At 37.7% G+C, this 12,755-nt stretch carries 10 protein-coding genes; 6 read left to right on the plus strand and 4 right to left on the minus strand.

What is annotated here, in order from left to right; all coding sequences use genetic code 11:
• Positions 1 to 16: 16 nt before the first annotated feature.
• The 5 genes from ribD (at position 17) to CIG1485E_RS01925 (ending at position 8,074) form a co-directional block, all read left to right on the plus strand.
• Entirely contained in the window at positions 17 to 1,027 is a 1,011-nt protein-coding gene (gene ribD / locus CIG1485E_RS01905; protein ID WP_038453120.1) for a bifunctional diaminohydroxyphosphoribosylaminopyrimidine deaminase/5-amino-6-(5-phosphoribosylamino)uracil reductase RibD, read from the plus strand.
• A 136-nt stretch (positions 1,028 to 1,163) separates the two neighbouring features.
• Entirely contained in the window at positions 1,164 to 5,561 is a 4,398-nt protein-coding gene (gene gltB / locus CIG1485E_RS01910; protein WP_038453122.1) for a glutamate synthase large subunit, read from the plus strand.
• A gap of 1 nt (position 5,562) precedes the next feature.
• Positions 5,563 to 6,924 (plus strand): glutamate synthase subunit beta, encoded by a 1,362-nt coding sequence (locus CIG1485E_RS01915; RefSeq protein WP_038453124.1) that lies wholly within the window; start codon positions 5,563 to 5,565, stop codon positions 6,922 to 6,924.
• 45 nt (positions 6,925 to 6,969) lie between these two features.
• Positions 6,970 to 7,500, plus strand: a complete 531-nt coding sequence (locus CIG1485E_RS01920) for an LOG family protein (RefSeq protein WP_038453127.1) — start codon at positions 6,970 to 6,972, stop codon at positions 7,498 to 7,500.
• A 58-nt stretch (positions 7,501 to 7,558) separates the two neighbouring features.
• Positions 7,559 to 8,074 carry a hypothetical protein gene (locus CIG1485E_RS01925; protein WP_038453129.1) on the plus strand — a complete coding sequence of 172 codons (516 nt, stop codon included), beginning with the start codon at positions 7,559 to 7,561 and terminating at the stop codon, positions 8,072 to 8,074.
• Positions 8,075 to 8,094: 20 nt separating this feature from the next.
• On the opposite strand, the gene CIG1485E_RS01930 is transcribed toward CIG1485E_RS01925, so the two are convergent.
• Positions 8,095 to 9,045 carry a formate dehydrogenase subunit gamma gene (locus CIG1485E_RS01930; RefSeq protein WP_038453132.1) on the minus strand — a complete coding sequence of 317 codons (951 nt, stop codon included), beginning with the start codon at positions 9,043 to 9,045 and terminating at the stop codon, positions 8,095 to 8,097.
• Positions 9,046 to 9,217: 172 nt separating this feature from the next.
• On the opposite strand from CIG1485E_RS01930, the gene mnmA reads away from it, so the two are divergent.
• Positions 9,218 to 10,267 (plus strand): tRNA 2-thiouridine(34) synthase MnmA, encoded by a 1,050-nt coding sequence (gene mnmA / locus CIG1485E_RS01935; protein ID WP_144242167.1) that lies wholly within the window; start codon positions 9,218 to 9,220, stop codon positions 10,265 to 10,267.
• 96 nt (positions 10,268 to 10,363) lie between these two features.
• On the opposite strand, the gene CIG1485E_RS09635 is transcribed toward mnmA, so the two are convergent.
• The 3 genes from CIG1485E_RS09635 to CIG1485E_RS01950 all read right to left on the minus strand — a co-directional run bounded on the left by CIG1485E_RS09635 (position 10,364) and on the right by CIG1485E_RS01950 (position 12,736).
• Positions 10,364 to 10,855, minus strand: a complete 492-nt coding sequence (locus tag CIG1485E_RS09635; RefSeq protein ID WP_051870896.1) for a type II secretion system protein — start codon at positions 10,853 to 10,855, stop codon at positions 10,364 to 10,366.
• Positions 10,856 to 11,010: 155 nt separating this feature from the next.
• A complete protein-coding gene (locus CIG1485E_RS09575) occupies positions 11,011 to 11,508 on the minus strand; it encodes a type II secretion system protein (RefSeq protein WP_051870897.1) in 498 nt (165 codons plus the stop codon).
• Between the two features lie 715 nt (positions 11,509 to 12,223).
• Entirely contained in the window at positions 12,224 to 12,736 is a 513-nt protein-coding gene (locus CIG1485E_RS01950) for a hypothetical protein (RefSeq protein ID WP_038453136.1), read from the minus strand.
• Positions 12,737 to 12,755: the final 19 nt, after the last annotated feature.

Below are 12,755 nucleotides of genomic sequence, written 5' to 3' on the forward strand. Positions count from 1 at the left end.
TACACAAAGAGTTAAGATGAACGATGAATTTTATATGAACCTAGCCATTGATGAGGCTTGGAAATATCAGTTTTTGACATATCCAAATCCAGCAGTTGGCTGCCTAATTTTAAGTAAAAATGGCGAGATTTTAAGCTGTGAAGCCCACCAAAAAGCTGGCATGCCTCACGCTGAGCTAAATGCCGTAATTTCAGCACTACAAAGACTAAATCCAAATTTAAAAGCCGTTTTTAAAACCGCCAAAAATGCAAATGAGCTATACGCACTTGCCTTGCAAAATCATGCAAATTTGCTAAGTGGCGCGAGGGCTTATGTGAGCCTTGAGCCTTGCAGCCATCATGGCAAAACGCCACCTTGTGCAAATTTGCTAAAAGAGCTTGGTTTTGCAAAAGTGATAATTGCTACCAAAGACGTGAGCGAGCATGCAAAAGGTGGCGAGCAAGTGCTAAATGTGGCTGGAATTAGCACGCAAATAGGCGTTTGCAAAGATAGAGCTGATGAGCTTTTGGAGCCATTTTGGGCTTGGAGCAACGGCAATTTTAGCTTTTTTAAAATCGCTCTTACGCAAAATGGTGTCGCAAGTGGTGGGATTATATCAAACCACGCTAGCCGCACACATACTCACGCCATTAGAAGCCTTGTAAGTTTGCTAGTAATCGGTGGCAACACAGTTCGCACCGATCGCCCTACGCTAGATACTAGGCTTATAAACGGTGGCAAAAATCCAGATGTTTTAATCTATTCTAATGAGACTAAATTTGATACTTCAATCCCACTTTTTAGCATAAAAGATAGAAAGGTAACCATTTCAAACTCGCTTGAAGCAGCTTTTGAGCGGCATTTTGTGATGTTTGAAGGTGGAGGAAATGCACTTTCAAATTTAGATAAGAGAGTAAAATGGCTTTTAATTTACCGCTCAAATGAGTTTAAAGATGCTAAAAATATTAGTCTAAATTTGAAGATAAAAATTATGCACAGGGCTGAATTTGATGATAATGAGCTTTTATGGTGTAAAATTATAAATTAATTTATTGATATTTAAGCTTAAAAAAGATATATAAAATTTATTAAATTGTTATAAATACCGTATTTACCATATTAATAAAATATTAAGCTATATTTTAATATACTTTCGCAATTTTTTATTTTTAAAAAGGGCAAATATGGACAGATTATATTCATTTAAAGACAACTGCGGATTTGGGTTACTCGCAAATTTAAAAAACGAGCCAAGCTACCAAAATACAAGCGATGCCATAACTGCACTAGAGCGTATGATGCACAGAGGCGCTATCGCAAGTGATGGCAAAAGTGGTGATGGCTGTGGGCTTTTGTTTTCATTGCCGACTGACTTTATGCGAAAAATGGCAAAACAAAATGGCGTGGATCTGCCTGAGCAATTCGCTGTGGCTATGGTTTTTCTAAAAACAGACGAGCATATAGCTAAATTTGAAGAGCTGTGCCTTAAAAACGACCTAAAAGTCGTGCTAAATCGTGAGGTTCCAGTCGATACTGACGCTCTTGGCGAGCTTGCGCTTGAAACTTTGCCTAGAATAGTTCAGTTTTTTATCACGCCAAATACCATAATTGCCAAAAAATATTTTGAATCTTTGCTCTATCTTGCTAGACGCGAAATCCAAAGAGAGCTAAAAGAAGACGATGATTTTTATATCTGTTCGTTTTCAAACAAAGTCATAGTCTACAAAGGTCTTATTATGCCAACATATATAAAGACATTTTTCAAAGACCTAAAAGACAAGGATTTTGCGACTAGTTTTGCGCTTTTTCATCAAAGATTTTCTACAAATACCTTGCCAAAATGGCGTCTAGCTCAGCCTTTTAGGACTATAGCTCACAATGGAGAGATAAACTCAATCTCAGCAAACAGGACAAATTTAAAAATCCAAGAAAAATGCCTAAAAAGCCATAAATACACTGGCGATGAGCTAAAATCACTTTTGCCAATCACTGATTCAAACAGAAGCGATAGCGCTAGTTTGGATAACTTTTTTGAGTTTTTGATAGAAAATGAGGTTGATTTTTTCAAAGCAGTTCGCTTGACAATTCCAGCTCCATGGCAAAACAGCCCATACACTGATGCAAAAATTAGATCATTTTATGAATATACAAGCCCAAATTTTTCTCCATGGGACGGGCCTGCTGCTATTTCATTTACAAATGGTAGATTTATCGCATGTTGTTTGGATAGAAACGGTCTAAGACCAGCTAAATTTATCATCACAAAAGATGATAGAGTGCTTATTTCAAGCGAATATGGCGTACTTGATATCGCCGAGAGTGAGATAAAAGAGCGCGGAAGACTCCAAAGCGGTCAAATGATAGGACTTGATCTAAAATACGGCAAAATCATGAAAAATGACGAGATCAATGACTACATCAAAAATACAGCTGATTACACCAAATGGCTAAATGAAAACATGATCCACCTTGAAGAGTTCGTGGAGCTTCCATTTGAGAAATATGAAGATTATAAACTCTCAAATTTGCACGCCTTACAAAGAAACTTTAGCATCACAAATGAGTTTAAAGAGATGATTTTGACCCCAATGCTAAGTGGTGGCAAGGAAGCTACTGGCTCTATGGGCGATGATACAAGTCTGGCAGCATTTAGTGATGGTCAAAGAAGATTTAGCGACTTTTTCAAGCAAAAATTTGCCCAAGTCACAAATCCGCCGATTGATCCACTCCGTGAAATGGTCGTAATGAGTTTGAATATAACTTTTGGCGAATACAGAAACTTCCTAAGCGAAACAGAAGCCCACGCAAAACGTATAAAAACGATCTCTCCGATTCTTATGCAAGAGAAATTTGACGTGTTAAAAAGCTTTGGTGATGAGCATTCGCCAAGATATCAAGATGAGTTCAAAAACGCAACATTTAGCACGCTTTTTAGTGAAAATTTAAAAGGTAGTTTGGAAGACTTGGCTTATGACGTGATAAATGCTGTTAAAAACGGAGTTCATATCGTATTACTTGATGATAGGGGTGTGGATGAAAAAACCGCCGCAATACCAATGGCAATGGCAGTTGGTAGGGTTCATCAAGCTTTAATTGAAGAGGGTCTTAGATACAAGGTCAGTATCATAGCGGTTAGTGGCGAGGTGCTAGACTCTCATAGTGTTGCTTTGATGATAGGATATGGAGCGAGCGCTGTTTATCCCTATTTGCTCTTTGCTAGTGGATATGAACTGCTTGAGGGCAAGGATGAAACTAGTGTCAAAGTGGGGCTAAAAAACATACACCACGCTCTAAATGCTGGACTTCTAAAAACTATGTCAAAAATGGGTATAGCTACAGTTGGAAGCTATAAAAACTCAGCACTTTTTGACATACTTGGACTTAGTAAAAATATCACAAATGAGTGTTTTAGCTCTTCAGAAGTGCTTATCCCTGGACTTGAATACAGCGATATTGAGGCTAGAGTTTTAAAAGCACACAAAAACGCATTTAATTTTGGTGAGCATTTGATACCTTTAAATTTAGGTGGATATTACAAATACCTTGACAAAGAAGAATTCCACGACTATACGCCGTTTTTGATAAACCAAATTCACAAAACAAGCATAACTGCAAATATGAATGACTTTGCTCTCATCCGCGATGCTATCAAGGGTCGTGGGCAAAGAATGGTAAGGGATTTTTTAAGTATCAAAAGCGACCGTGAGCCAATAAGTCTTGATGAAGTCGAGCCAGTAAGCGCTATCTTAAAACGCTTTAACTCAGCTGCTATGAGTCTTGGCTCAATCAGTCCAGAAGCTCATGAGACTTTGGCGCTTGCTATGAATAAACTAGGAGCCATGAGCAACTCTGGAGAGGGTGGGGAAGCTGATGAGCGTCTAAAAAGCCCAGCAAATTCGCAGATAAAACAGATAGCAAGCGGTAGATTTGGTGTGACTCCTGAGTACCTTGCTAGTGCTAGTGAAATTCAAATTAAACTAGCTCAAGGCGCTAAGCCAGGTGAAGGTGGACAGCTTCCAGGATACAAGGTCACAGGACTGATTGCTACACTTCGCTATACTACTCCAGGCGTGACTCTCATCAGCCCACCGCCACATCATGATATTTATAGTATAGAAGATTTAGCTCAGCTTATCTTTGACCTTAAGCAGATAAATCCACGCGCCACAATTGCAGTCAAGCTAGTATCGAGCGCTGGAGTAGGCACAATTGCAGCTGGCGTGGCAAAGTGCTACGCTGATAAAATCGTCATTAGCGGCGGAGATGGTGGCACAGGAGCTGCTAACTGGACAAGTATTAAATTTACAGGAAATCCGTGGGAGCTAGGACTTATCGAAGCTCACAACGCTTTAAAAGTCAATAATCTAAGAAGTAGCGTTCATCTCCAAACTGACGGCGGCTTAAAGATAGGCGAAGACATCATCAAAGCCGCATTGCTTGGTGCTGAAAGTTATGCTTTTGGTACGCTTGCACTTGTGATTTTGGGCTGTAAAGTGCTAAAAATCTGCCACTTAAATCGCTGCACTGAGGGTGTGGCTACTCAAGACCCAGCTTTGAGAGATAAATTTGTAGGAAGCGTGGATAGAGTTGTGAATTATTTCACACTTTTGGCTGAAGATGTCAGACTTGAACTTGCAAAAATGGGTTATAAAAGCATGGATGAAATCATCGGTAGAAACGACCTTTTTGAGCCTGTAGAGAGCAAATTTGACCTAAGCGAGCTAACTAGAGTGATACCAGGAGCTAGTAAACACTGCGGCAAGCCAAATGAGCCATTTGATAAAAACGAGTTTGAAAAAGGCGTGTTAAAAGAGGTTTATAAAACCATACAAAATCCAGAGAGAAAAATAGTCATCGACAAGCAAATTTGCAACCAAAATAGAAGCTTTGGAACGCTAATAAGTGGTGAAATAGCTAAATTTTATGGCAATAAAGGCTTTGAGAGCCAAACAATCAGGATAAATTTAACAGGAATCGCAGGTCAGAGCCTCGGAGCATTTTTATCAAGCGGAATGGCTTTGTATCTAAAAGGCAGCGCAAATGACTATGTAGGCAAGGGTATGAACGGCGGTCGCATCGTCATCAGTCCAGAGGACAAAGACAACTACTTCGCAGTAGCTGGAAATACATGTTTATATGGCGCGACTGGTGGCAAGCTTTTTGCTAGTGGTATTGTGGGCGAGAGATTTTGCGTGAGAAACTCTGGGGCTACAGCAGTTGTTGAGGGCGTAGGAGACCATGCTTGTGAGTATATGACTGGCGGAGTTGTGGCGATTTTGGGTGCGACTGGTATAAACTTTGGCGCGGGAATGACTGGAGGAATTGCTTTTGTTTGGGATGAAAGAAGAGAGTTTATAGATAAGCTAAACCAAGAGCTAGTAATTGCGTTGCGTATCGATACTGATGAGATGGATGAGGTTCGCCATTTCTTAAAACGCCTACTAACTACTTATTATAACGAAACAAAAAGCGTCAGAGCTAAGCACATATTAGACAACTTTAGGGACTCTATAAGAGAGTTTTGGATGGTTAAACCAAAAGATATGACCAAATTACCACTAAATCCAGCAGACGGAGACTAAGATGCAAGAATTTTTAAAAATTTCAAGAGTGAAAACTGTAAAAAGAGATGAGAGCGAAAGACTAGGTGATTTTAAAGAAATTTACTCGCTTTTAGGAGCTAAAAACGCCACAGAACAAGCCAGCAGATGCGTCCAATGTGCAAATCCGTTTTGCCATTTTACCTGTCCTTTGCATAATTACATTCCGTTTTGGTTGCTAAATACTGCAAACTCAAATTTGCAAACAGCATTTAATCTCAGCAATGAAACAAACCCATTTCCAGAGATTACTGGTAGAGTTTGTCCGCAAGACAGACTATGCGAAGGGGCTTGCACTTTAAACTCAAATTTCGGTGCTATTGCGATAGGAAATATCGAGACATACATCACAGAAACAGGCCTTGCAAATGGACTAAAACCGTTTAAAGATGTTAAATTTAGTGATAAAAAAGTAGCAATAATCGGCTCAGGTCCAGCAGGGCTGAGTGCAGCGACCTATCTTCTAAGAAATGGCATAAACGCAGAGATTTTCGAAGCTGATAATAGAGCTGGTGGGCTTTTGGCTTATGGAATTCCTGGATTTAAAGTAGAAAAAATAGTAATCCAAAGAAGAGTAGATATGCTAAAAGACGCTGGAGCAGTTTTTCACACAAATACCAAAATAGACGACCGTAATTTTCATGATTTGATGAGTGAATTTGACGCGGTGATTTTGGCTTTTGGGGCGAGATCTAGCAGAAGCCAAGGCATCGCAAACGAAAACGCAAAAGGCATTTATAAAGCGCTTGATTTTTTAACCACAGTCCAAAAAGAGCTATATAAAGAGGAGTGCGACGCTATTGATTTGGTCGGCAAAAAAGTCGTGGTAATAGGTGGTGGTGATACTGCTATGGACTGCCTAAGAAGCGCACTTAGAAAAGGAGCTAGCAGCGCGACTTGCGTTTATAGAAGAGATAGGGCAAGTATGCCAGGAAGCAAAAAAGAGTTTGTCAATGCCACTGAAGAGGGCGCTAACTTTATATTTAATTCAGCCATAAAAGATATAGTCGTCAATGACAGCGGCGAAGTCTTAGCGCTAAATTTAGCCAAAACAACCACAAAAGATGGCAAAGTGGAGGTCATAAAAGGTGGCGAAGTCATGCAAAATGCCGACGTGGTTATCTTCGCTCTTGGCTTTGATGTAGAAAATTTAAGCTTTTTAAGTGCAAATGGAATCGAACTAGATAAATATGGCAGAGTTGCCACTGATGATTGCTTTAGAACTAGCAAAATAGGCGTTTATGCTTGTGGAGATTGCAAAAGAGGAAGTGACCTAGTAGTAACTGCTGCTAGTGAAGGAAAAAACGTAGCAAAAGTCATAGTAAAAGATTTAAATAACCTATAAAATGGTTAAATTTAGATATAATTCCAAAAAATTTAAGGAGCGATTTTGGAATATATCACTATTTTTGGATCAGCTAGATTTGATGAGCATAGCCCGTATTACAAAGCAGCTTTTAATCTAGCCTCCAAACTATCAAAGGCAGGATACGGCATAGTCACAGGTGGAAGTGGCGGTATCATGGAAGCTGCAAATAAGGGCGCGTTTTTGAGTGGTGGAGTGAGTGTGGGTATAAATGTAATCTTGCCTTTTGAGCAAAAAACTAACCCATATTGCACCACTTCAAAGCTCATAAGTAATCTTCCAGATAGAAAAAAAGAGCTTATAAGTATGAGCGATATTTTTATCATTATGCCTGGTGGTTTTGGCACGCTTGATGAGCTTTTTGAGGTCTTGACTGAGGCTCAAACTGGCGTTAGAAAGCACAAAATTATATTTTGTTGTAGCGATTTTTGGAATCCATTGATAGACTTTTTTAAAAATACCTTACTGCCAAATGGAGCTATTAATGATCATAGCTTTACTACATTTACCGTTCTTGATGATTTTGATGAAATTTTAGAATATATTCATAATTAGGTTATACAACAGTGATTTTTAGGGTATAATTTTAAGCAAATATCTTAAAAGGCTTGATATGAATTTACTCTTTCGTTTTTTGAATGATGATAATACAGCGTTTAAAGAAGTTTTCACGACAGATGCTAGACTACAGATTGAGGTTGCTAGAGATACAAACTCATCTCTAGTATCGCAAAAAGCTATTTACGACTGCGATAAGACGTTTGATGAGAGATCAAGCGATTATGTTGAAAACTGTGAGCTTGTATTTGTCCCTATATACAAGCAGTTTTTGAAGCTCAGTATCAAATCGACTTGCAAAGATGATTTTGCATTTGAGACGACTATTCCTTTTATGAGTAAAAACTTTAAAATCTCTTCTAAATACAGATACGACTACAGAAAGCTTGTAGATTTTACCAGCGATACAGAAGAAGAGAATTATATGAGTTTATTTGATATGATAACAGGAGTTATGAAAGTTTCTCGTATAGCCATAAACTACTGGCCTGAAAGTGTCGATAAAGACGGTAATAAAATCGAAGAAAAAATCCACATCATGGTAGATGCGGATCATATATTTATAAGTTAGCATAAGCTAACTTATAGGGTTTATCTTAAATTTGTATGGCTTGCTTCAAATTTAGATGGTTGCATAAGACCTTTTTTGACTAGTTCTTGATACCAGTAATGATGAAGTATATAGACCTCTTCTTCTTCTTTGTATCCGGTTATGATAGAGTGTATAGCACCTTTTATCGCAAAAACAGCCATATAAATATGCACTAGTAAAAACACAGCACAAACTACGCCAAGCACATTGTGGATGATTGCGCTTAGTCTTAGGACTTCTATTTGAGTTAGTCCAAAAGTCGTGCTAAGCACTGGAGTGTTGAAATCCATGAAATACATCGCAGCTCCAGTTAAAATCATCAAAAATCCACCGCCAGTAGCCACCCAAAACCACGCCTTTTGACCTGCGTTAAATTTACCAGCTGGGATAGGAGTCTTTTTCTTTGATAAGTATCCGCCGACTATCATCATCCATTTTATATCATAAAGAGATAGAAGCATTCTTTTGCCCCACATAAGAAGCATAGGAATAATACTTATAGCAAATACAATAGTCGCAAGTCCGTGTAGGTTTTTCATCAGACGCACGAAAAATCCACCACCAAAGCTATCGCCCCACATCATTATCACGCCAGTAGGCACAAGCACGACCCACGAAACAGCAGCTAATAAATGCACTAAACGAGCGTATTTTGAAAAGGCATAAACCTTGCCACTATGATGATCAAAATGCTTAGGACCTACAACCATATAATGCAAAGCAAATGCAAATATCACGCCAAACAAAGCCACAGCCACGCCATAAGCAAAAAAATCGCTACCTTGCAAATATGTCCAAAGCGAGCCAAAGCCACTCTCATATCTGTCTATATTGACTAGGCGTCCATCATCCCAGATAGGGCTCATACCTTGATTTGTACCCTCAAGCTGGTTTGCCATATTTGCAAACATAGGGCTGATAAAAGCCATAATTGCCAAGAATTTATTCATAGAAAAATCCTTAATTATTAAATTTTTATTAATTTTACTTTAACTTTACTTATAAATCACTTGTTGATAAGTTTAGTTTTAAATTTTAATTTTTTTCTCAAAATATATAAATTCAATCATAAAAATATACTAAATTTGTACGAGAAATCTTAAATAAATATTAAAAAACTAAATGTATAATTCGGTAAAAAATCAAGGAATAAATTTGAAAGTATTAGTTGCCCTAAGTGGCGGAGTAGATAGCTCAATGAGTGCAAAGTATCTTGTAGAGGCTGGTTATGAGGTAGTTGGCTGCTATATGAAGCTTCACGCAAAGCCAGGTTATCACGAAGAGAATATAAGAAAAGTTAAAAAGGTAGGCGAGTTTTTAGGCATACAAACGCACGTTTTGGATCTTGAAAAGGAGTTTAAAACTAGCGTTTATGACCTATTTATCAACGCCTATAAAGAGGGTCTTACGCCAAATCCATGCGCAGTTTGCAACAAAAATATTAAATTTGGAGCTTTGTGGGAGTTTGCCAAATCGCTAAAATGTGACAAAATGGCAACAGGACATTACGCCATGATAGAAGACGGCCTTATCAAATCAGCCTTTGATAAAAGCAAAGACCAAAGCTACTTTTTGGCAAATGTCTCACCTGAAATTTTACCTTTTGTCATCTTTCCACTTGGCGATAAACTAAAGGTTGATATCAAAGCAGATGCCGCCAAAATCCCCCAAATAGCCGAACTTGCAAGCCAAAAAGAAAGCAGTGAAATTTGCTTTGTAGAGACGACTTATATAGATGAGTTAAAGAAGCATTTTGACACAAACAAACCTGGCGTTGTCAGGCTAAAAGACGGCAAAGCTGTAGGCAAACATGATGGCTATATGCACTACACGATAGGCAAAAGAAAGGGCTTCACAGTAGATGGCGCCCATGATCCACACTACGTCCTAGCCATAGATCCAGCCAAAAATGAGATAATAGTAGGGCTTAAAGATGAGCTTGAAAGCTATGATTTTGAGACTGTAAATTTTAATAATTTTACCAGTAATGATGAGTTTGAGTGCTTTGTCAAGATCCGCTACAGAAGTCCAAAAATCCCTTGCTTTGTGAGTAAATCTGGCAATGGAGCCAAAGTCAGCCTAAAACAAAATGCTGGTGGCGTGGCTAGCGGTCAGCTCGCTGTGTTTTATGATGAGTTTGATAGAGTAATGGCTAGTGGATTTATTAGATAATTTAGGCTAAAAATTTAGCCTAAATTTACTTAAATATCGGCTCATCTGCGGATAATCCACTAGTATTTGTCACGCTTCTTGCATAAAAGTGAGAAATTACTCGCTAAATACCTTTGATCCACCCACTATGATACCACCTTCAGTGCTGTTTGACAGCGTTAACCACTCTTTTATCATAGGAGTTTGTCTAAAAGCAGAGCAAAACTCACTATTAGCTTTAGCATTTTCGGTGGTTTTTGGTCTTATGTAGATTCTGGCGTTTTTATTTGTGTCGCTGGTATTATAAGTCGCTATCCATATACAATCCGACCATTTATTTTCTCTATTTTTGTAGTCGTAGCCATTGATAAGCGATTTGTAAGTTGGAGACATTATTTCAAAGTTTTCATCCCCCATATCGCTTGTAAATTTACCATTTAAGATATAGTAAGCTACAAACTCATCTATGACTTTTCTTGTCTCAGATACGCTGGTAGTGACATCAGCATCAACCTTTTTTGCTATTAGCTTTGGCACTGCGATACTAGCGATAATACCTAAGATAACGATGACAAACACAAGCTCTATCATTGTAAATGCTTTTTTCATATATTTTCCTTACGTTCTTATACGTTTATAAGATTGAGTTGCGTATTGTAGCGATTTTTATTTGAAATTTAAATAAATAATTTTGATTAATATTATGTAGATTAGAGAATTTTAAGAGGTTTAAACCCCTAAATTTAGGGGTTTAAAGCGATTGATTATTTGAATATACCAGAACCACCGACTTTAATGCCTTCACCACCATCTTCATTTAATTTTTTCCAGTCCAACATGGCTGGCGTATTTTGTATAGCTTGACAGTAAGAAGACGCAGTATCAGTCCCATTTTCTATTTTTATGTTACCGTCTTTATTGCTTACAGTAATTTTAACACAAGTAGCAGCCCATTGATTACCATCAGTTTTAGTTCTACCTACGACTGCTTTCATTGTTGGTACATCATTTAAATTATCAGCTGATAATCCAGTAATAGCAACTCCAGCACCAGTTTTTTCACCGCCAATAATTGTACTCCATTCACCATCTATAGTATATTTTGCTGCTAGTTGAGTTATAACATCTTTTATCTCAGCTGCTGCTTTTACTGCTTTTGCATCATCTCCTGTAGCTGCTAGTCTTGGGACAGCAATTGAAGCTAAAATACCTAAAATAACGATAACGAACACAAGTTCGATCATTGTAAAACCTTTTTTCATGTTTCTCTCCTTGAATTGATTTTTACATACATTTATGTAAATTGTTTTTGGATAATATCACTTATAAACTTAAAAATGATTAAAACAATGCCTTAAAATGAGCGTGATTTTAAATTTAGTACTTAATTACTTTGGTTAAAGTCCCTAAAAATAGGGTAGCCATTTTTGCGTCATTGCGAACGAAGTGAAGCAATCTATTTTATATTTTTTAGATTGCTTCGTTCGTTTCACTCACTCGCAATGACAAAATTTTTCAAATTCACGCAGTGAATTTGTATTAAATCTGTGCGATTAACACAGCAACTCTGAAGCTTTTACAGGGAGATTTTGCTTCGTTACACTCGCAACTGCAAGCAGACGGGGATTGTCAAGGGGATAAGGGAAAATTTATGCAAAAATAAACTCGCAGGAGTTTATGGCATAAATTTGGAAATGTCTATCCCCCTTGTCCCCTTGATGAAATAAAAAAGAGTTTGAATTTATTGTTAAATTTAATTTGCGAATTTAAAGTTTTTATTTTTCTCTTAAGGGACAGAGGAAAACTCTTTTTATTTAAGTACGTTATAGTTTTCCCCTATCCCTTAAAATCCCAACCCCTTTCCTAGAACGTATTTGCTATAAAGAGTAGTTGGTTTATTTGAGTTTTGGATTGCTTCACGCTATAAATTTTTCCACCTAAAAAGTCTTTAGTAAAAATTTTGCAATTATATTGCTTCTATTCTCTAAAAATGCTATATTTTGATCCGATGAAATTCACACCGACTTGCGTCTTGCCATCTCCACCGTCTTTTCTAGTGCCAAAGCCATCTCTAAAAGCTTGATAGGCGATTGATTCGCGTATGACTTTGCAGTACTGACTATTTTTGTTTGCTCCATTGCCTTCATAAAATCTCACATCGGCTGAATGTCCGTCTTTGGCTTCATTTACAGATATAGTGACGCAGTGATAGACCCATTTATTAATGTCACGGTTCCAAATTTCTTCGTATGTTTTGGAAAATTTTTTAACTACATCTGGGCTTGTGTTGTTTGGCTCGTCTGTTATAAATCTACCGTGTTTTAGATAGTATGCGCTAAGCTCGCCAAGTATGTTTTTCATCTCCATGCCGGCTTGAGCGGCGTAAGCATCGTACTTGGTGGCTAGTAATTTTGGGATAGCGATACTTGCTAATATGCCTATGATGATTATCGCAAATATCACTGAGATCATGCTAAGACCTTTTTTCATTAAATCCCTTTCTTAAATT

The organism is Campylobacter iguaniorum (assembly GCF_000736415.1).
GTDB classification, from domain to species: Bacteria; Campylobacterota; Campylobacteria; order Campylobacterales; family Campylobacteraceae; genus Campylobacter; species Campylobacter iguaniorum.

What these genes read in the sequence shown, in the direction of transcription:
- CIG1485E_RS01915 (WP_038453124.1), top strand. Translation starts at nt 5,563, where the DNA reads ATGCAAGAATTTTTAAAAATTTCAAGAGTGAAAACTGTAAAAAGAGAT.
- CIG1485E_RS01925 (WP_038453129.1), top strand. Translation starts at nt 7,559, where the DNA reads ATGAATTTACTCTTTCGTTTTTTGAATGATGATAATACAGCGTTTAAA.
- mnmA (WP_144242167.1), top strand. Translation starts at nt 9,218, where the DNA reads ATGTATAATTCGGTAAAAAATCAAGGAATAAATTTGAAAGTATTAGTT.
- CIG1485E_RS09575 (WP_051870897.1), bottom strand. Translation starts at nt 11,508, where the DNA reads ATGAAAAAAGGTTTTACAATGATCGAACTTGTGTTCGTTATCGTTATT.
- ribD (WP_038453120.1), top strand. Translation starts at nt 17, where the DNA reads ATGAACGATGAATTTTATATGAACCTAGCCATTGATGAGGCTTGGAAA.
- CIG1485E_RS01930 (WP_038453132.1), bottom strand. Translation starts at nt 9,045, where the DNA reads ATGAATAAATTCTTGGCAATTATGGCTTTTATCAGCCCTATGTTTGCA.
- CIG1485E_RS01950 (WP_038453136.1), bottom strand. Translation starts at nt 12,736, where the DNA reads ATGAAAAAAGGTCTTAGCATGATCTCAGTGATATTTGCGATAATCATC.
- gltB (WP_038453122.1), top strand. Translation starts at nt 1,164, where the DNA reads ATGGACAGATTATATTCATTTAAAGACAACTGCGGATTTGGGTTACTC.
- CIG1485E_RS09635 (WP_051870896.1), bottom strand. Translation starts at nt 10,855, where the DNA reads ATGAAAAAAGCATTTACAATGATAGAGCTTGTGTTTGTCATCGTTATC.